This is a genomic window from Dysgonomonas sp. 520 (assembly GCF_010501095.1).
Lineage (GTDB): Bacteria > Bacteroidota > Bacteroidia > Bacteroidales > Dysgonomonadaceae > QVMP01.
In genome coordinates, this window is sequence record NZ_QVMP01000036.1 from 1 (window position 1) to 20,928 (window position 20,928).

General features: G+C 38.3%; 17 protein-coding genes. 6 read left to right on the top strand and 11 right to left on the bottom strand.

From position 1 onward, the window contains the following. Positions 1 to 261 precede the first annotated feature (261 nt). Both D0T56_RS15625 and dnaB read left to right on the top strand, forming a co-directional pair. Positions 262 to 1,275, top strand: coding sequence for a hypothetical protein (locus D0T56_RS15625; RefSeq protein WP_163321102.1), 1,014 nt, complete (start codon positions 262 to 264; stop codon positions 1,273 to 1,275). Positions 1,276 to 1,485: 210 nt separating this feature from the next. After that, the gene (gene dnaB, locus D0T56_RS15630) at positions 1,486 to 2,994 is read left to right on the top strand and encodes a replicative DNA helicase (protein WP_163321103.1); all 1,509 of its coding nucleotides are present in this window, start codon (positions 1,486 to 1,488) and stop codon (positions 2,992 to 2,994) included. Between the two features lie 55 nt (positions 2,995 to 3,049). On the opposite strand, the gene D0T56_RS15635 is transcribed toward dnaB, so the two are convergent. From D0T56_RS15635 to D0T56_RS15650, 4 genes are all read right to left on the bottom strand, one after another. Further along, a complete protein-coding gene (locus D0T56_RS15635; RefSeq protein ID WP_163321104.1) occupies positions 3,050 to 4,183 on the bottom strand; it encodes an adenylyltransferase/cytidyltransferase family protein in 1,134 nt (377 codons plus the stop codon). Between the two features lie 112 nt (positions 4,184 to 4,295). Then, positions 4,296 to 4,613, bottom strand: coding sequence for a DUF493 domain-containing protein (locus D0T56_RS15640; protein ID WP_163321105.1), 318 nt, complete (start codon positions 4,611 to 4,613; stop codon positions 4,296 to 4,298). An 80-nt stretch (positions 4,614 to 4,693) separates the two neighbouring features. Further along, complete coding sequence (locus D0T56_RS15645) at positions 4,694 to 5,851, bottom strand: iron-containing alcohol dehydrogenase (protein ID WP_163321106.1); 1,158 nt, start codon at positions 5,849 to 5,851, stop codon at positions 4,694 to 4,696. A gap of 181 nt (positions 5,852 to 6,032) precedes the next feature. Beyond that, positions 6,033 to 6,674, bottom strand: coding sequence for a hypothetical protein (locus D0T56_RS15650; RefSeq protein ID WP_163321107.1), 642 nt, complete (start codon positions 6,672 to 6,674; stop codon positions 6,033 to 6,035). 503 nt (positions 6,675 to 7,177) lie between these two features. On the opposite strand from D0T56_RS15650, the gene dapF reads away from it, so the two are divergent. The 3 genes from dapF to D0T56_RS15665 are packed head-to-tail and all read left to right on the top strand — an operon-like array spanning position 7,178 to position 11,483. Beyond that, positions 7,178 to 8,023 carry a diaminopimelate epimerase gene (dapF, locus tag D0T56_RS15655; protein WP_163321108.1) on the top strand — a complete coding sequence of 282 codons (846 nt, stop codon included), beginning with the start codon at positions 7,178 to 7,180 and terminating at the stop codon, positions 8,021 to 8,023. A gap of 9 nt (positions 8,024 to 8,032) precedes the next feature. Beyond that, positions 8,033 to 9,262, top strand: a complete 1,230-nt coding sequence (locus D0T56_RS15660; RefSeq protein ID WP_163321109.1) for an LL-diaminopimelate aminotransferase — start codon at positions 8,033 to 8,035, stop codon at positions 9,260 to 9,262. Positions 9,263 to 9,296: 34 nt separating this feature from the next. Continuing rightward, positions 9,297 to 11,483, top strand: a complete 2,187-nt coding sequence (locus D0T56_RS15665; RefSeq protein ID WP_163321110.1) for a glutamine synthetase III — start codon at positions 9,297 to 9,299, stop codon at positions 11,481 to 11,483. Between the two features lie 78 nt (positions 11,484 to 11,561). Here D0T56_RS15665 and D0T56_RS15670 read toward each other — a convergent pair whose 3' ends face one another. From D0T56_RS15670 to D0T56_RS15700, 7 genes are all read right to left on the bottom strand, one after another. Beyond that, entirely contained in the window at positions 11,562 to 13,238 is a 1,677-nt protein-coding gene (locus tag D0T56_RS15670; protein WP_163321111.1) for a lipopolysaccharide assembly protein LapB, read from the bottom strand. Positions 13,239 to 13,273: 35 nt separating this feature from the next. Further along, on the bottom strand, positions 13,274 to 14,248 hold the full coding sequence (locus D0T56_RS15675; RefSeq protein ID WP_163321112.1) for a PstS family phosphate ABC transporter substrate-binding protein: 975 nt from the start codon (positions 14,246 to 14,248) through the stop codon (positions 13,274 to 13,276). Between the two features lie 408 nt (positions 14,249 to 14,656). Continuing rightward, a complete protein-coding gene (locus tag D0T56_RS15680; RefSeq protein WP_163321113.1) occupies positions 14,657 to 15,505 on the bottom strand; it encodes an energy transducer TonB in 849 nt (282 codons plus the stop codon). Between the two features lie 27 nt (positions 15,506 to 15,532). Then, positions 15,533 to 16,198 carry a biopolymer transporter ExbD gene (locus D0T56_RS15685; protein WP_163321114.1) on the bottom strand — a complete coding sequence of 222 codons (666 nt, stop codon included), beginning with the start codon at positions 16,196 to 16,198 and terminating at the stop codon, positions 15,533 to 15,535. Positions 16,199 to 16,246: 48 nt separating this feature from the next. Continuing rightward, entirely contained in the window at positions 16,247 to 16,870 is a 624-nt protein-coding gene (locus D0T56_RS15690) for a biopolymer transporter ExbD (protein WP_163321115.1), read from the bottom strand. 79 nt (positions 16,871 to 16,949) lie between these two features. Continuing rightward, on the bottom strand, positions 16,950 to 17,822 hold the full coding sequence (locus D0T56_RS15695; RefSeq protein WP_163321116.1) for a MotA/TolQ/ExbB proton channel family protein: 873 nt from the start codon (positions 17,820 to 17,822) through the stop codon (positions 16,950 to 16,952). Positions 17,823 to 18,238: 416 nt separating this feature from the next. Then, positions 18,239 to 19,639: an aspartate kinase gene (locus tag D0T56_RS15700; RefSeq protein WP_163321117.1), complete on the bottom strand. Its 1,401-nt coding sequence runs from the start codon at positions 19,637 to 19,639 to the stop codon at positions 18,239 to 18,241. Positions 19,640 to 19,900: 261 nt separating this feature from the next. Between D0T56_RS15700 and menA the strand changes: the two genes are divergently transcribed. After that, a complete protein-coding gene (menA, locus tag D0T56_RS15705) occupies positions 19,901 to 20,815 on the top strand; it encodes a 1,4-dihydroxy-2-naphthoate octaprenyltransferase (protein WP_163321118.1) in 915 nt (304 codons plus the stop codon). Positions 20,816 to 20,928: the final 113 nt, after the last annotated feature.

The window sequence follows — 20,928 nt, forward strand, 5'->3', positions numbered from 1 at the left end:
AGGAAGCGGGTGCAAAAGTAAAACACTTTACAACACAATCCAAATTATTTACAACCTTTTTTTGAACTTTTTTAAAAGTTTTGTGTTGTAGTGATTACATAACTCTATATTCCAATCACTTGGCTTAAATTCTTTTTTTCTATGTTTATTCTGAATTTTTTGAGCCGGACTGTAAAACTACCAGAAATATTTTAGATTACAAAATTATTCTCGCAAAATTTCGTTATGTTTGTCATAGTATTTTTTTGAAATAATTATCTTATGAAAAGCATCCATTCGTATATTATATATAGTTTACTTATTATATATGGTTTTATCAGTTGTTCTCAGAAATCGAAAAATGACTCTATCGAGACTGTGAATAGCGAAGGGACTGTGAAGATCGAACGATTCGACAAGGCGTTGTTCAACTATTTGGAAACTCCTACTGCGAATGGTGAGTCTGAATTAAAGACTGATTTTAAAAATTTTCTGCCTGCATTCGGTTATATTACCATCGGCGAAGCCAATGCCGACAGCAGTATCTTTTTCCCTAAACTTAAGCAATATTATGCCAACGATATGTTGCTACATATATATAAGGACGCATTATCCCGCTTCGAAGATATTTCGAAATACGAGACAGAGCTGTCGAACGCAAATGAATTGATAAAAAAGAATTTTGATGGGAAACAACTCCCGATGTTGGGTATCCATATTTCCGGATTCAAATCGAATACGATTGCCGTGGAAGATTATATTTCAATATCGAGCGACAAATATCTCGGGCAAGATTATCCTGCTTACAGTCAATTCTTCGAAGATTTTCAGCGTATACAGATGCGACCGGAAATGATTACGCGCGATATTCTTCGTGCCTGGATCATTTCGGAAATGAAACCGGATAGTAAGAAAAAAGACTTATTAGAGTTTTCGGTGAATGAAGGTAAAATATTATATACCCTTTCCTTTCTGTTGCCCGAATGGGAAAAAACCGACCTGCTCGGTTACACCGAAGACCAATGGAAATGGTGTGACGATAATGAAAAAAATATATGGAAGGTCATTATCAAAAATAATTACCTTTTCTCGACCGAAAATTTGCTGATTAGTAAATTTATGGCTGAAGCGCCACACACCGCACCAATATCGCCCGAATCTCCCGGAAGAATTGGAGCCTGGCTCGGATTCAAAATTGTTGATTTATATGTAAAAAAATCAAATGTATCTATAAAGGATTTGCTAGCAACAGATGCTACGTCAATATTAAAGAGTTCAAAATACAATCCTCAATAATATAGGAATAAGTAGGGGCGAATGTTTATTCGCCCTGATATTCGGATGTAAGATTTCACACTCCTACTTTTGGGCAGACTAAAAGCCTCATTTCATTTATATTCAATCTACTACACCTCTTATCAACATTTTTTGTTGATAACTTGATTCTTTTTTTATGATTAAAGAATGTATCTTTGAATTCCACATAAAACAAGGAAGGTGAGTTCTATGCCACAAGAAAGGAATAATCGAAAAAAAACGAACGAAAAAATATCATCTATTGCCGATTTGGGAAAAATCCAGCCTCAAGCCAGGGAGTTAGAGGAAGCCATACTTGGCGCCCTTATGCTCGAAAAAGACGCTTATTCTTTGGTGAGCGACATTCTTAAGCCTGACAGCTTTTACGATCCCATTCATAAAATTATATATACTGCAATAGTAAATCTGGCTTCACATCAGGCTCCGATTGACATGCTGACTGTTGTGGAGCAGTTGAGAAAAGACGGCGAACTGGAATCGGTAGGTGGTCCTGTCTATATTGCACAATTGACCGAAAAGGTTGGTTCGGCAGCACACATAGAATTTCACGCGCGCATTATCGCCCAAAAATATCTGGCAAGGGAATTAATCGGGTTTTCGTCTCAAATAACCAATAAAGCGTTTGACGAAACAGTGGATGTTGACGACCTGATGCAAGAAGCGGAAAGTAAACTTTTCGAAATATCGCAAGGTAACGTAAAAAAAGATGTTACCCAGATTAATCCGGTGATTAAAGAAGCCTTAAACCTGCTCGAAATCGCAGCTAACAGACCCGAAGGCCTCAGTGGTTTGCAAACAGGATTTGATGCACTTGACAAAATCACTTCAGGATGGCAAAACTCTGACCTTATCATTATTGCCGCCCGTCCGGCGATGGGTAAAACGGCATTCGTGCTTTCCATGGCAAAAAACATGTCGGTGGCTTTCAATTACCCGGTGGCTCTATTTTCTCTGGAAATGTCTAACGTTCAGCTGGTAAACCGTCTGATCGTAAACACCTGTGAGATTCCGGGCGAAAAAATAAAAAACGGACAACTTGCGCCTTACGAATGGGAACAGCTCGACTTCAAAATAAAGGAACTTTACGATGCGCCATTGTTTGTAGACGATACTCCGAGTTTGTCTGTATTTGAACTGAGAACCAAAGCCCGCAGATTGGTACGTGAGCACGGTATAAGAATGATAATCATCGACTACCTTCAACTTATGAACGCCAGTGGTATGAACTACGGTAGCCGTGAGCAGGAGGTTAGTATGATTTCCCGATCATTGAAAGGATTGGCTAAAGAACTTAATATTCCTATCATTGCCCTGTCGCAGCTGAATCGAGGTGTAGAAGGGAGAACAGGAGCCGAAGGTAAGCGTCCTCAACTATCAGACCTTCGTGAGTCGGGAGCCATTGAGCAGGATGCCGACATGGTATGCTTCATTCACCGCCCCGAATATTACAAAATTCTGGAAGATGAAAAAGGTAACGACCTCAGAGGTTTGGCCGAAATAATCATCGCAAAACACCGTAATGGTGCTACGGGCGATGTGTTGCTTCGATTCAAGAGTGAATTTGCCCGCTTCCAAAATATTGATGACGACTACAATATGAACAGGCAAGAGTTAGGCTCAAAGATGAATTCTTTCAGCAATAATGCTCAACCTTCATCCGCCCCCCCTGTTATGGGGAGCGATATTGTGCCTTTCTGAAGATCCGAGGGTGAAAGTTTCCCCCCCCTATATTCATGTAAACAGCAACTAACCCCTACCCTCTTCTGATTCTTATCTGGATAGCATTTTCTATGGGCGTTTCATTCACAAAAATGAGATAGCCGCCACCTCCTGCGCCGCTCATTTTCCAGCCTAAAACTTTCGACTTATATTTATCCAAAACTTCCCAAATATCATTCGTCATCATATTGGGGAACATTTCTATCTGGGCATTAAAACTTTCCGTAAACGCCTCGCCAAATTTCCTGCTATCTTTATTCAATATAGCATCCCAACACTTTTGCGAAGCGGCGCTCAGTTTGCTTGCGTTTGCTTCATTTATGTTTGTATTTGCCAGAACGTCGTAATCGTCATAACGGGGATATAAAGGAACCATCCACAACCGTGCTTCCAACCAACCCAAGATAGTATCGTCCAAAACGCTTTCTATTTCCTGTGGCCAATAATTGTTATCGTAGAAGAGCCTGTTCAACCCCGGAAGCACTATACCCAAAGCATCTTGCGAACCGCTTACATACTTCGTTCCCGGTGGGTTTTCGAAGCAAAACAATGTCTTACCCAGCTTTTCTTTATCTCCTGCGGGAATATCAACCTGCCACAGTTCTATCGCCTTTTTGCGCGAACTTGTCGACATTCCGCTCCTGTCGTTAAACTCATAATCCGGCTCTATGCTAATTGTCAGCACTGCACCGGCACTGTATTTACTGACATACGGCTGATCTAACCATCCTCCTGCCAAATCTATCCTGTAAGGAATACGGCACTCTTCCCGCAAAGCCGTGGTTGAACGAACCGGAAGATTTCCGTGTGGTATGCGTTTGCTTACAATGTATTCTATGCCTAACTCTTTACACAATTCTTCTTTCATTGCGCTGTGTCCATCCGAGTTAACAAAAAATATATCGGGTTTAAGCTCCTTTATTTCATCCAGAAAGTCGATTAATCCACCTCCTCGGTTCACCCATGCATCTTTAACAAACTTCAACGACTTGACCATGTAGAGCCGCTCGTCTTCGTTATTTATTGTTTTTCGGGCTTTCAAATCCTGAATTGTTTTGTCTGAACCAATGCCTACATATAAATCGCCATAGCTCGCGGCTTCTTCAAAAAAAGCCACATGACCACTATGAAGCATATCATAGCATCCACTAACAAATACTTTTTTCATTCTTATGGTTTAAAATAAGTAATCCCCTAAAGTATAACTTTTATAGATAAAATGAAAAAAAATCCTCAAACAATATCTGCTTGAGGATTTATATTTTGTGAGTAAACTATTGTTAAAGCATCACAACTCCATCTATAGCCGCCACCTGCCTGTAATAAATCACTACATCATCGGCATCGCTAACCGGAGCTTTAACCGTAATGCTCGAATATTTACCGTTCTTACTGTCCCGCACCGAAAAACTTGCATCTGAATTTTCAAAAACGGAATGTACCTTTGCAATATTGCTCTGCTCCGATGTTACAATAAACTTGAAGACATAATCTGACGGAAATGTATGTATTTCTTCCAGTTTCTTTTTAAAGGTTAGATAAAAATCATCAATTTGTTGATCTTTACCGTTTTCTATAATTTCTATTTTTCCATTCATGATTAATTTATTTCAAATATCAGACCAATGATAAAATTACGTCAAACTGTCATGAATAATAGAACCTTTTTTCATTTTACTTATAAACGCAGTTTCAAAATTTTCCGAACCACATCTCCTGTAATATCGGCATGTTCGCCTAGTTTCCATCCTCGGTCGTTGAGCCTTTTCGCCACAGCTTCAACAGCATCTTCTCCCAGTTCATAGTCTGACAAGTGTGTTTTCACCTGCATCTGTTCGAAGAAATCTTCTACCGCTTTTATCGACGCTTGTATACGTTCTTCCCTATCCATCGTATTGTATATACCAAAGACCTGCTCTCCCATCTGGATGATCTTCTCCGCCTTACGTTCTTTCTCGTATTCCAATACTCCCGGCAAAACGATTGCCAATGTTTGAGCATGATCCAGACCATACAGTGCGGTCAATTCATGTCCAATGCTGTGAGTAGCCCAATCTTGAGGAACGCCACAGTTAATCCAACCGTTCAATGCCCAGGTTGATGCCCACATCAAATTTGCCCTGACGTCATAGTCTTCCGGAGATTCCAACGCTTTTGAACCCTCAATAACCAACGTTCTCAGTATTGATTCGGCAAACATATCCTGAATCATGGCATTAACCGGATAAGTCGCATATTGCTCCACAACATGCACAAAGGCATCGACAACCCCGTTACCGATTTGCCTTACGGGCAAAGTAAAGGTTGTGGTAGGGTCTAACACTGAAAATTTAGGGAAAACCAACGGCGAATTGAATGCCAGTTTGTCTTGTGTTTCGGCTCTGGTGATTACCGCTCCCGAATTCATTTCCGACCCTGTTGCCGACAATGTGAGTATGACACCGAAAGGTAGTGCTTTTTCCATTTTCGCGCCACTGGCTACAACCGACCAGGGATCGCCAGCCTCGAAGCATGCTGCCATAGAGATAAATTTTGTTGCATCCACAACCGAACCACCTCCCACTGCCAATAGGTAATCACATTGTTTTTCCTTTATCAATGCAACGGCTTTCATGCAGGTTTCGTAATGCGGGTTGGCCTCAACACCTCCAAATTCATAATATGTATATCCTTTCAAGGCATCAACAACCTGATCATATACTCCATTTTTTTTGATACTACCGCCTCCGTAAATAATCAATACTTTGGCACTTTGGGGTATTTCTTTTGAGATATCTTTGATGGTATCCTTCCCGAAGATAATCTTCACGGGATTTACAAATGCGAAATTATTCATAGTTATAAATATTTTAAAATTCAGTAAAGTTAATAGTTTACTTTAATCTTGAAATACTGATTAATTATATTTACAGCCTGTTTATATTTTTAAACAAACTCGTAAGCAAAGACCATCAAATAAAACAAAAACCGGAACTATTCGGTTCCGGTTTTTGTTATCATCTTAGCTGATATGTAAATTACATCACCTTTGTTTCTTCAACTATAACTATAGTTTCGTCGTCTACATCCATATCTTTTGTTAGATCTCTGTATATAACTGCATTACATCCAAGTATAATTACCATATAGAAAATATATGCAATCACGATGAGAATAGTGCCCACTACGCCTAATAGTCCTAACAAGCTAGATAGAAGAAGGAATGCAATGTAAAGGACAAAAGTAACACCAAAAATAGTCCACTTATAGCCATAAGTTGCCTGGTTACTTTTCATCATGGCTTGTGTTGGCGACAATTTCTTGTCCAACAATAGATAAATAGCCAACGACCATCCAATAGATATTATGATACCGGGAACTAACATAAACATCATAGCTGGAATTATGGCTATAGACATAAGCCCTATCAACGTGAAGAACTCTCCCATATACTGACGATATTTCGCATCAAAAATAAACAGAGGCGAAATTACTCCTCCTTTACTCAATTCGATGGGTATAGAGAAAATTGCAATTGTTGTACCTACATTAATATAAGGAATCCAAATTGTCAGAATCCACATAACAACAGCACCCACCAACGAAAGTAAGTTTTTTACTCCGATACCAACACCTTCTTGCAATACGCCTTGAAGTGTAATTTTATTTCCTGTATTCATAATACTTTTTGATTTAAGTTAATTCCATAAAATTACACAATTTCAACATATTAAACAAAAAAGATGTATAAAAATGCATCAATAACTACCTATAAAGCAAAAAAGTACCGATTTTGTTAAAAAAATCGGTACTTAATCTCTCACTTGTTCATAAAATCAGTTCATATTTGCCTTCTCCGTTTTTTCCTATTTGAAAGTAAGCGTCTCCAAGAGCAATAGGAAGGATGGCATGAATAATTTGAACTATACTTCTGTGTAACTTTACTATTAAGTTTAGTTATCGAAAGATTCTACAAAATCATCACTAAATGTGCTATATTCAAAAATATTTATCGCCAGATTTTTCAAGATTGACTTTTTGTCTTGGTAAAATATGCAAATGCTTTCAAATTGATTTTATTTGATTGGATTAATAAAAATATTGTCTATTTTATTGCAAAATCGAATATTTTGTATCAATTTTGTATCGAGAAACGACAGATGCAAAATTTGAAGGTTATTAGATGAAAAAATTGAAGTTTACCAAAATGCATGGCGCAGGTAACGATTATATCTACGTAAACGGTTTTACTCAAACAATAGACAACCCATCAGAATTGGCAATAAAAATCAGCGACCGTCACTTTGGTATTGGATCAGACGGACTTGTCCTTATTCTTCCATCCGATGTTTGTGATTTTAAGATGCAGATGTTTAACTCGGACGGCTCGGAAGCCGAGATGTGTGGAAATGCATCCCGTTGTGTTGGTAAATACGTGTATGACAACAAACTGACAGATAAAACAAAGATATCGCTCGAAACCGGAGCCGGCGTAAAGTATATTACACTTTTAGATGGAGATGAAACGGCACGGAAAGTGACTGTTGATATGGGTGAGCCAATCCTTGATCCCGAAAAAATACCCGTTCGGGCAGATATAGAACCTGTTCTGAATTTTCCTCTCGATATTGATGGCAAAATATGGAAGATATCGTGCGTTTCGATGGGAAATCCTCATGCCGTGGTATTTACCGAAGGAATAAAAGATTTAAATTTGCCTGTATTGGGTCCTAAATTTGAGAAGAATCCTATTTTCCCTAAAAAGACAAATACCGAATTTATAGAAATCATTAACCGTAAAACTCTTAATATGAGAGTCTGGGAACGGGGTGCAGGTGAGACATTAGCCTGTGGTACGGGTGCATGTGCCTCGGTTGTGGCTGCTGTGTTGAATGACTATTGCGACCGAAATGTATTGATACATTTGTTGGGGGGCGACCTTCAGATCGAATGGAGAGAACATGACAATCATATTTATATGACAGGAGAAGCTGTCACTGTATTTGAAGGAAATATTTTAATAAAGTAATAAGCAAATATGATATTAATCAACGAAAATTACACTAAACTACCTGGTAGTTACTTATTTTCCGACATTGCGAGGAAAGTAAGTGAATTTAAGGCTGCTAATCCAACTGCAAATATAATACGGCTGGGAATTGGAGATGTAACCAAACCTCTTCCTCAGGCTAGCATTGATGCTATGCACAAGGCTGTTGACGAAATGGCAAATGCCGAAACATTCAGGGGATATGGCCCTGAGCAAGGGTATGACTTTTTGGTGAATGCCATCGTTGAAAATGATTATAAAGCGCGTGGATTAGATATATCGGCAGATGAAGTTTTTGTCAGTGACGGATCGAAAAGCGATACGGGAAACATAGGAGACATTCTTGGCTTAGACAATATTGTAGCTATTACCGATCCTGTTTATCCTGTCTATGTGGACACGAATGTAATGGCAGGTCATGCGGGAGAATTAGGCTCCGACAACATGTGGAGCAAGATAATTTATCTTCCAAGTACGAGCGAAAATGATTTTGTGCCCGAATTACCTAAAAATAAAGTAGATATAATATATCTTTGTTATCCGAATAATCCGACAGGGACAACCTTGACAAAAGACCAGCTGAAAGTGTGGGTTGATTATGCGATAAATAACAAGTCGCTCATACTTTTCGATTCGGCGTATGAAGCATTTATCACGGAGGAGGACGTTCCTCATAGTATATACGAAATAGACGGAGCCGAAAGCGTAGCAATCGAGTTTCGGAGTTTTTCGAAAACAGCAGGTTTTACGGGTACAAGATGTGCATACACCGTTGTTCCGAAAAAACTGGTCGGATACACGAAACAGGGAGAGGCCGTATCGCTCAATAAACTATGGAACCGTCGTCACACAACCAAGTTCAACGGTGTTCCTTACATTATTCAACGGGCGGCAGAGGCTTGTTATTCGCCGGAAGGGAAGCAACAGGTGAGAGATACAATAAATTATTATCTGAATAATGCGAAAATAATTCGTGAGGGATTGGCAGTTCAAGGATTGAAGGTGTATGGCGGTGTAAATTCACCATATATATGGGTGAAAACTCCAAACAATATGACTTCCTGGCAATTCTTCGATTATTTGCTTCACGAACTGAATATCGTCGGGACTCCCGGTGTTGGCTTTGGTCCGAATGGAGAGGGTTATTTACGATTAACTGCTTTCGGAACTCTTGAAAATACGGAAGAAGCAGTGGAAAGATTGAAAAAAATAAAATAAAAAACTTGTAATCAAACACATAAAAAAATCAGCTATGTCAAAGTTAAGATTCAGGGCGGTCGCCGCAGCAGCCGACCGTAAACCACTAGAAGTGGATGCCCCCAAAGAAAAATTCTCGGAATACTATGGCGAAAAGGTATTTAACCGTAAAGCGATGAGTAAATACCTATCGAAAGAAACTTTCAAAAAAATGATGAAAGTTATAGAGTTAGGAGAAACAATAGACAGAGGAATAGCTGAGCATGTTGCGGCAGGTATGCGTATGTGGGCTCTTGAAAATGGGGCAACACACTACACGCACTGGTTTCATCCGTTGACGGACAGTACGGCCGAAAAACACGATGCCTTTGTGGAGCATGACGGCAATGGTGGTTTGATTGAAGAATTCAGCGGAAAACTTCTAGCTCAGCAAGAGCCGGATGCATCAAGTTTCCCGTCGGGAGGTTTACGAAATACGTTCGAAGCCCGTGGATATTCGGCATGGGACCCTACATCGCCCGCATTTATTATCGAAGATACACTTTGTATCCCTACAATTTTCATTTCATATACAGGCGAGGCGCTCGACTATAAGACTCCATTGTTGAAATCGATAGCGGCAGTGACCAATGCGGCTAAAGACGTATGCGGATATTTTTATGATGATGTAAAAAAGATATATTCAAACTTAGGATGGGAGCAAGAGTATTTCTTGGTTGATGAAGACTTGTTTGCTGCTCGTCCCGACCTGGCTCTTACCGGAAGGACGTTGATGAGCCACGAGAGTGCTAAGAACCAACAGTTGGAAGACCACTATTTCGGAGCAATTCCACAACGAGTTCTTAAGTTTATGGAAGAGTTGGAATATGAGGCTTATGCGTTGGGTATTCCTGTAAAAACCCGTCATAATGAAGTTGCTCCAAATCAGTTTGAGTTGGCACCCATATATGAAGAGTGCAATCTGGCAGTAGACCATAACTTGCTCATCATGTCGTTAATGGAAAAAGTAGCACGCCGCCACTTCTTCAGAGTATTGTTGCACGAAAAGCCATTCAAAGGCATTAACGGTTCGGGTAAGCACAACAACTGGTCGTTGACTACAAATACAGGTGTAAACCTTTTGTCTCCGGGTAAAAATACAGAAGAAAACTTTGTGTTTGTTACGTTCATTGTAAATATTTTGGCAGCCGTTTATAAAAATAACGGTTTGTTGAAAGCATCTATATCTTCGGCAACCAATGCCCACCGTTTAGGCGCAAACGAAGCACCTCCGGCAATTATATCGGTTTTCTTGGGAACACAAGTAAGTGATATTCTTGATAAATTTGAAAATAGTACGGTCAAAGATGCCATTGTTGCTGACGAGAAAAAAGGCCTTAGTTTAGGTGTCGGACAAATTCCTGAGATTTTGTTGGATAATACGGATCGTAACCGCACATCGCCTTTTGCGTTTACAGGAAACCGTTTCGAGTTTCGTGCAGTAGGTTCTTCCGCAAACTGTGCTTCGGCAATGACTGCGTTGCATTCAGCAGTGGCAGAGCAGTTGAGAGTGTTCAAAAAAGAAGTGGATACACTCATCGCAAACGGAAAATCGAAAGAAGAAGCATTGTACGATGTACTTAAAAAATACATAAAAGAATCGCGTTCTATCCGCTTCAACGGAAACGGATATAGCGACGAATGGAAAGAAGATGCTAAAAAACGTGGATTGGATTGTGAAACAAGTGTTCCTCTGATTTTTGATAGTTATACATCAAAACAAAGCATCAAAACATTTGAGAATGTTCTGACCGAAGTTGAGCTTCATGCACGCAACGAGGTGAAATGGGAAACCTATACGAAGAAGATCCAGATAGAATCGCGTGTTCTTGGCGATCTGGCACTTAATCATATTATACCTGTTGCAATAACATATCAGTCAATTCTACTTCAAAACGTATCTCGCCTACAGGAGATATTTACCGATCCTGCCAAATTTAAAGAAATGGCGGAAGAACAGCTTCGTCTTATCGAAAAAGTTTCGATTCATGTGAATGCCATCAATGCAAAAGTGCATGAAATGATCGACTGTCGTAAAAAAGCCAATAATATTGCGAGCGAACGTGAGAAAGCGATCGAATATCATGATATTGTGGCTCCTTATCTGGAAGAAATACGTTATCATATCGACAAACTGGAACTTATTGTAGATAATGAGTTGTGGCCATTGCCTAAATACAGAGAATTACTGTTTATAAGATAATCAGTGGTTGGTTTTCTATAACAAACAGAGGCTGCAAAAATAAATTTGCAGCCTCTGTTGATATTGATAGATTCTCTATTATTTAAAATATTCAACCAATTGTATTGCAGTTGGATTTGTTGGATCAACAGCTAAAAGTTTTTCACTATACAATTTCACCAAAGCCTTATTTTCAGGTGTTTTAGCTTTATCGTATTGTTGGTAAGAATAAACACTCAAATAGTAATAAGCCTCGGCTAATTCCGCTCTATTATTGAATTCTCCGCTTTCAGCATTATTCTTGGATATCATTTCCTCCAATTGAGAATAGTATGGTTTAGCCAATCCATTTTCTGATGTCGGGTCCATAGCCGAATTTGCTCTGGCTCTGTATAAATAACCAAATATATTTGTCGGTTCAAGTTCAATCACTTTAGCAAAGGTTACATCCGCCTCTTTCAGGTCTTGCATACCTTTTTCAACAACAGCAGGAGGTGTTACTTTTGTCGTATCTCTTAAACCTGCCATCACTGCAACTCCAGAAGCATAGTAATAACGTCCCATATCGAAATAATCCCTAACATCATTGCTGTTAGTCAACTCAATATATTTTTTGTAGAACAATGCTCCCTCACCCGCTTCACCGGCATTAGAAGACGCCTGAGCCAATTCTTTATATAAATCGTGGTTTACTTCACCATCTTTTTCACTAAGAGCCAATGCTTTATGAAATTGTGCTACAGCTTCGGTTCCTCTTTTCAATTTACCTAAAGATGTTCCGTATTTCATATAATCGTAGAAAAGGTAATTTGCATTTTTAGGAACATCAACAGAGAAAAATTTATCACCTGTGCTAACTGCACTTTCATAGTCCTGAGTATCTGTATATACATACATCAAAACACGATTCATGAAAAAATCGTTTGGATATTTTGATAAACCTTGAGTTAATAATTTTTTGGCTTCGTCATATTGTTTTGTGAAATAATATGCGCCGGAAAGATTTGCAATTTCGCTGGTAGTAGGTTCACCTCCCAATTCAGAATATTTGTTATAAGTTTCAATTGTTTTTGCGTAATTACCACTCAGATAATATAAATTGCCGAGATATTTATAAGTAGGTAAGAAATCAGGGCGAGCCTCTATACCTCTGTTCAAATCGTCAATCGCAGTAGCACGCCCGGCTACAGTACTGTCATACAATTGGGCAGAACGAATGTATGCGATAATGCTTTTAGGAGCAAAGTGAATTGCCTGTCCATACTGAGAGGCCGCTTTATTTATATCCTTCTCTGCAAACAACATGTCGCCGGCAGCTATGTAAGGATAAGGAGAGTCTTTTTTTGCTTTGCGAGCATCAGCAAGCATCTTATCTGCTTTATCCTTCATTCCATTTTCAAAATAGGCATTAGCTATTGTAACCAATACTTCAACATCCTTTTTATTTTTCTTAATGGCAGCCGAGAATACATTTTCCGCTTCTTTTGGATCGGATTTCAATATAAGTTTTCCAAGCCCTACGTTGTTGAGCACAAATTCAGGGTTGGCAGCTAAACCTTTTTCAAAGTTTGACTTGGCAGTTGCCTGATCTCCATTGGCTAGAGCTATTTCGCCCAAATAATAATAGGCTTCGGCTGTTGTTTGTTGTTCAAAAATCTGTTTTGCCGCATCATATTCTTTGACATAGAAATACTCTTTACCAAGGTCATTCTGGGCAAAGCTCACAGTACTAATTAGGATAGATAAAAAAGTACCTAAAAAAAACTTTCTTTTCATCTTTTTTCGATTAAATTTATTTAGTTATTCTTGTTTTATTTCATATTATCTTGAATTTCCACCAAACGGGTCGGAGCTATTGCCGGAAGTAATCCGGATTTGAGAACCACACGTTGTCCCGGATTTCCTGTCAGATATTTCATAAATCCGGCAGGCAGAGTTTCACGCAAATCGGTTAAGATAGCGTAAATATCCCTTCTCAACGGATAATCGCCAAAAGCCAGATAGGCTGCATAAGGCTTGTAACTGTTGTCGGGTGTGGCTACATCACTTCTACTTACAGATACAACTCGTATTATATCACTAAAGTGCATTTTAGTAGAATCGATTATAGGTTTGTGAATCCAGTTCACGCCGATAATGCCTAACGCTTCCGGAGTTTTAGACACCTTTTCCAAAACATCCTTGTTGCTTTTTTGAGCCCTAAGCTCGCTATACAAAGCACTTCCTCCGCAAATGGAATCTTTCATAAACCGGACGGTACTTGAACTTGGACTATCGAACAATACTGAAATATTATCTAGTTTCGACTGAGGATTGATCTGTTTCCATGATGTTATTTCCCCTGTCATAATTTTCTTCAATGTTGACAGGCTCATTAATGAGTCTGTATTTGCCTTATTTATAATTAAGGCAACCCCGTCGATAGCTATTTTCTGTGAGCGGGGATTTAAAGATCTGTCTTTACTTTTAATATGATCTTTTTCCTCTTTGGTGAGGTCGCGTGCAGCTATAATCATCCGGACACTATCGTCCAATAACATATTAAAAGCTTCATGTTCGGATGTATTCACAAATTGTACGTATGCATCTTTGTTCACACCTTCAAAAACATTTATCAGTTCTTCAACAATAGGAGCAAAACAATCCTCTCCCGCAACTACTGCAAATCCGCTGGTTTCGGTATCATCCCGTAAAGCATTTTTGCCTCCATTGCCTTTCTTGTCGTTGCAAGCTGATATTGCAATAATTGCAACAATCAATAAACCTAATAAACTTATTTTTTTCATAATTGTATGACTAAATAAACTAAATGTACCTACAATTCTTTTTTTGTAAAAACGAAAAGGTAAAATTTTAGGGTTTACCTTTTATAGCCCTGTATGCTCTAAAAAGGCCATACAGAAACAGTGATGCACCTAGTATGATGCGAATAGGAAGAAAATTGTCCCCCATTGATCTATCGTTCATGTCATTGTATCGAAAAATCCATGGAGTGAATCCAACAATAGCTGCAATACATATGTACACGACAGACATAATGCCTCCCCACACTACTTTAAAATTTACTTTTTTTTCACTATTCATCTCTTTTCTTTTAAGAGAAAGAAGCTAATCAATATAATTAGCTTCTCTCCTTTTGATCTGCTTATTTCAAATAATCAAATCTTGATGTTATCAATATCTTCGATTATTATTTATTTCTGCAATTTAAATGTTACAGGCAAGGTATACTCTACTGTTACATTTTGTCCATTTTGTCTACCAGGAACCCATTTAGGCATGCTTTTTACCACACGAACGGCTTCCTTGTCGCAAGATGGGTCAAGAGAACGGGCTACCTTAACGCTTGTGATAGATCCGTCTTTACCTACAACGAATGTGATGATTACACGTCCTTCGATACCGTTTTCGGCAGCGATAGTAGGATACTTGATGTTCGAACTAAGATATTTGAACAGTTCGGATTGTCCTCCGGGATATTCCGGCATTTGTTCCACAACCTTAAATATCTGTTCTTTTGGTTTTGCGTCACCGGTACCGGTAACCTGTGTATTCTGAAATGCCTGATCTGCCGAAATGGCATTTGCATCTCTCGAACCTTCCAGATTGTTGAAGTTACCAATTTCAAGACCTTTGTCCTTGTTCAAGTCTTCCTGGTCTTTAATTTGGTTATCTTCAGTTACTTGTTCGTCCGGAGCAATAACCGGAGGCGTAAACTGGATAGATGCTTTCACCGGAGGAGGAGGTGGTGGAAGGTTTTCTGGTGGAAGCACTTCTTCTTCCGGTTCTTCCGGCTCTTCCACTTCTGCCATTTTCACTTCTTCTTTCGTTCCTTCGGCTCTTTTTTCAATTTGTTTTTGCACTTCTTTCATCAAGTATGGAACTGCTCCCACTATGCCGACAAATCCGAGTACAACAAGGAATGCCACCACATATCTTTTCGAAGAAGTACTACGCAATTTGTAAGCACCATATGTTTTGTTTTTGTCTGCAAAAACAACATCACGCCATTCTTCGGAATTGATATTAATATTCTTTCCCATAATTTATTCTTTTAAATGAGTGATTCATTATTTTTTAGGTGCTGCTTGTGCCGATAATGCTCCCTTTTCCATATAATTCTGAACAAGGAAGGAATCAGCTTCGCCCATATCCACAACTGCATATCTACCGATACTGCATATTTGCATTTCGTCCAAAACATCGACCATGTTCTTGTAAGTTGATCCGTCTGTTGGTTTTATGATAACAACCGGAGCGTCCTTATCTTTTTTGATTTCGGCCGATTTTTCTTTGAATTGCTCTTCATTAATGGCTTTTCTGTATCTGTCGTTTTTCAGTTTTGAGATTTCTTTTACTATTTTCTCATTTTTGCCAAGCAACAGGTTTCTTAATGATTGATCTCCTTCTCCGGAGTAATTCATTTCTCTTACAGATTGCCAGTTTTCATAATCTGGTTGACCTTCATAACAATATATCTTGTCATTTTCACCAAGAATTACAGTGATGGCAGATGACTCCTTAACTTTAGTCTTGTCTTCATCTTTCATCTGTGCGTTATCTTTGGTTGGCAATACAATATCCATTGTCTGAGGTTTGCTCAGTGTTGTACAAAACATAAAAAATGTAATCAAAAGCATGTTCATATCCACCATCGGAGTAAAGTCTACCCTGAGGGTCTGCTTTTTGGGTTTACCTTTTTTAGCTTCGCCACCACCGGTATCCAAGTTTGCCATAATTTTCTCTTTCTTTTAATTCTAATAATTAATATTCGACTAACCGGATTACAATCCCGCAGGCATTGCCCTTAAGGTTGTGATCAAACTATATCTGTTCTCTTTCAAATCTTGAAGAGTAGAAAATACCTTCTTCACCATCGGGTAAGGCGTTTGTTGGTCGGCCTTGATAGCTAATGCCAAACTAGGGTTTGCTTGTTTAGAAAGTTCTATCCACTTTGCTAATTGATTGCTAGGCCCTAAGATGGTATCGGTTGGTACTCCTCCGGATTCTTTCAACATTTGGTCTTGTTCATCCATTGGCTTGTTTAGGAATTCATGCAATTGCCTTACAGAAACTCCTATCGAAGTTTGGTTTCGGAACGAACTGATTTGTTCTTTCGAGAAATTAGGCAAATTATATGCTTTTCCAATAGCCTTCAGCACTGCTTCTTTATCTTCAGGTTTGTCCAAGTTTAAGAACACACGTCCTGTGGGATCTATCAATATGGTCAATACATCATATTCAGGTATTTTGATCTCCGACACGGATGCAGGAGTCATCACCTGAACAGGCTCTTTTGGTATAAAGTTAGCAGTAAGCATGAAGAATGTCAACAAGAGTACGGTCATGTCACTCATCGCCGTCATGTCGATGAATGTATCATGCTTTTTATTTTTTACTTTAGACATATTCTTCTTCCTTTTTACTTTTTAGATAGAGTAGAATCTTTGTTGGATTCCACAACTATATTTCTTAAAAAATTAAAAATTATTTTTCTGTGTGTTTTTTAGCGTAAGTTTGACCAATTGCAAAACCTACTTCGTCAACAGAATTAGTCATATCCTGTATTCTACCAGAAAAATATGTGTAAGCAATAATAGCACAAGCACCTGTACCGATACCCATCGCTGTATTCATCAAGGCTTCAGAGATACCCACAGCTAGTGCAGTTGAGTCTGGAGCTCCTTCTTGACCCATCGCACCAAACGATTTGATCATACCCAATACCGTTCCGAAAAGTCCGAATAGTGTACCAAGAGAAGAAATAGCTGCAATGATGTTCAGGTTTTGCTCCAAATATGGCAATTCTAAAGTTGTAGCTTCTTCAATTTCTTTTTGGATGATAGCTGCTTTTTCGTCGTTGTTCATACCCGGATAGTTTTCAACATCCCTGTATCTAACAAGTGCCGCTTTAAGAATATTAGCTACCGAACCTTTTTGTTTATCGCAAAGTTTTTCTGCTGCTTCAATGTCTCCTGCTTCTAGTTTAGCTTTTGCGTCAACAACGAATTGTGCTACGTTACCTTTTCCACTAGCTCTGTTCAATGCAAAAAATCTTTCAACAGAAAGAGTAAGAACTGTAAGAAGAAGAGTGATAACGATAGGAATTACGAAACCTCCTTGATATAGTGTACCCCACATGTCGATTGGGTGAAGTTTTGCATCAAAGTGAGATTGAGCAAGGTATTTTTCAACAACTTCAGGAGCTAATCCCGGTTCTGTTGGGTTTTGCCAGAAGCTACCAAGTCCGGCATAAAAATAGAAAAATGCGTGAGCAACAATTAAACACCCAAGGATAATCCATCCAGAAGAAATACCTTTAGATCTTTTTTTGATTTTTGTTTGTGGTTTAGTTTCCATAATAATGTAAATCTTAAATTGTTTTAGTTAATAATTTGATTATTCTGAATATATTATAAATCTTATTCTTATTTGAACGTTATTTTTTTCAATATATTGGCTGCAAATATAAAAATGTTTATTCTAAAAACTTAAATTATTTATTATTCCTAACACGAAAAAAACCCTTTTTGAAACAATTTTGTCACAAAAAGAGGAATATATAAATATTTCACGCTATTTTTTATATGAAAACAGGAAGTTATGATGTATTTATGTTTTTAGGTTAGACATTCAATTTTTTATACGAAACAGCATTTTATTTATAGGTATTAAATTAACCGCAAAATTTATCCTAACAAAAATATAAACAAATTGCTATACAAATACCTTTAATAGCGAAAAATTATACTTTTTTTTATTTTGCTTATTTATATCTAAATATCTTTTTCTTTTGGCTGAAAGCAAAGAGCCTCGTTCAATGCTATTACCGCATCGTTGTAGTGTTCTCTTCTGATAACAAACTGCATGTTTACCTGCCTGAGCGATTGCCCAAAACTTTCTATGTTTATTTTGTTGTCAAACAGCGCTTTCGATGCTTTGTATAAAAATCCGGGCATTGCAATATTTGTTCCCATGGCACACACCAAAGCAACTCTTTCTACCACAACTTCATAAAATTCCGATTGCAATTCTGTTATAAGCTCACGAGACTTGTAGTTGTCCCAAACAATCATTGTAATAGAGTTTGCATTGGTCGATTTAAGGATATAACTCACTCCGTGTTTTGCAAATATAGTCATTATTCGCAAATCAAACCCTACCTCGCCCACCATCATCGGGTCGTGTATTTCCACTGCCAACACTTTGCTTGTGCCTGATACAATTTCAATTTTAGCTTCCGGTGAGATGTAATCTTTAGTAATGAGTGTTCCGGGATGTTCCGGCTCAAAAGTATTTTTTATCCTAATATTTATTCCGTTAATTTCCAGCGGTTTGGCAGCCTTTGGGTGAATAGCCTCCATCCCAATATCGGCAAGCTGATCGGCTATTATAAAGTTTGTACGGCCAACAGGCACAGCCTTGTCTACACCAACGATGTTAGGGTCGGCACTTGACAGGTGATATTCTTTATGAATAATGGCTTCCTGAGCTTTAACTTGCACAGCTATCTTGCTGAATGTTACCTCTGTATACCCTCTGTCGAAAGCTCTCATAATACCCTCCGTACCTTTCGTATATCCGGTTGCTATGCAAAGTGTTTTGCTGAAATCTATTCCTGTAAATGCTTTCTCTATACGCTGGTCAATGGTGAGAGGCATCGAATCGTTAAAGCCGCACAGGTCAATAAATCGGGCGGATATATTATTATTATTGAGTATATTAACTGTATTCCAAGCCGAATGTGCCTCACCAATCGAAGCCAGTATCTCTCTTGCAGCCAAACAGATATCTTCTGTTTTCACATATCCCGAAGCCATAACGTTACTAAGACTGTGCAACATGGTCTTAGCCTGCCTGATCCGGTATTCGATAAATTCCTTAGCTTCTTCCTGATCAAGTTTGATATCTTCAAAACTTTTGTTGATCAATAATAGCCTTTGGCAAAGACTGTCGAGCGCTATATTGTAATCTTCATTTTCAAGAAATTTAACATAAACACCCGGTTCTCCTGTCTTTTTATGTTCCAAGAGCCAATTTGTTACATTATTGTATGCCGATACCACGAATATCCGGTTGTAGTAGTTGTCGGAAATATGTTTTCCTATTATGATGTTTTCCAGAACATTTTTAAACTGGGTCATGGATGTGCCCCCAATTTTTTCGACTGTAAGCATAAGTTTATGGTTATTCCTTTTTACTAAAAAATTGCATGCAAAAGTAATACAAATTAATCTATATGGCTGTATAATATCACCTTTTTGTCATTATTTTAAATAAAAAATTACATTTCCGGACTAGCATAATCAGAATTTGTTTCAGGAAGTATTATTAGAGTCTGTTTGAAATTCTATCGGAGATGATTAATTTTGTAGTATATTTGTCGCTTATATAAATTGCTACTATAATTAAAAAAAAGACTCACGATCAAGTAAAATATGAATAACATAAAGCATTGGATTTCTGCACTACGTCCCCGTACATTATTTCTGGCTCTGGCTTCTACTATATGTGGCAATAGCATTGCTTATTCAACCGGATTCTTTAATGTATCTGTATGTGTGTTGAGTATTCTAACTGCGACATTTCTTCAGTTGCTTTCAAATCTGGCAAACGACCTGGGCGATTTTCAGCACGGAACCGATGTTACGGGAGAACGAGTCGGCCCCACACGAACAGTACAAAGTGGAGCCATCTCGTCTACTCAAATGATCAGGGCTATCTGGTTTGTTATGATATTATGCGCTATTTCCGGTTTTTTATTGATCGAAGAGGTGTCTCGTTTTATCAGCATTGGGTATTTGCTGCTATTTGTATTTTTGGGAGGAACTGCCATTGTGGCTGCAATAAAATACACTGCCGGAAAAAATCCGTATGGGTATAGAGGGTTGGGCGATTTGTTCGCTTTTGTTTTCTTTGGTCCTGTGGCTGTTGTCGGGATATATTTTTTGCATGTTCACGAAATATCTTTTCAGCCCTGGTTGCCTGCCATTGGCATCGGGCTATTCACAACTGCCGTGCTCAATATAAATAATATGCGGGATATGAGCAATGATATAAAATCTGGAAAAATAACATTAGCAGCGAAGTTGGGTCTAACAAAAGCCAAACTATATCACAGTTTTCTCACTTTTGGAGGTATCTTATGTTTTATTTGGTATAGCTTATTGTATAATATGTATTATTACGAGTATTTCTACATGTTGTTTTTCTTTCCGCTTATATGGATACTTTTCAAGCTATACAAAACTCCTTCTAACGAAATGTATGACCCCTATTTGAGGTATACATCAATTTCTACTTTTTTGCTATCCATTTCTTTTTCATTATGTATAACAGGTAGTTACATATAATCAGAAAAAATTATAGGATCTCTGTCGGGATTAGTTTTCGAAAAAAAATTGCCGTATCAAAAAATTGCGTATATTTGTACTCTCGTTATCAATAATAGTAAAGCTCTGTCACT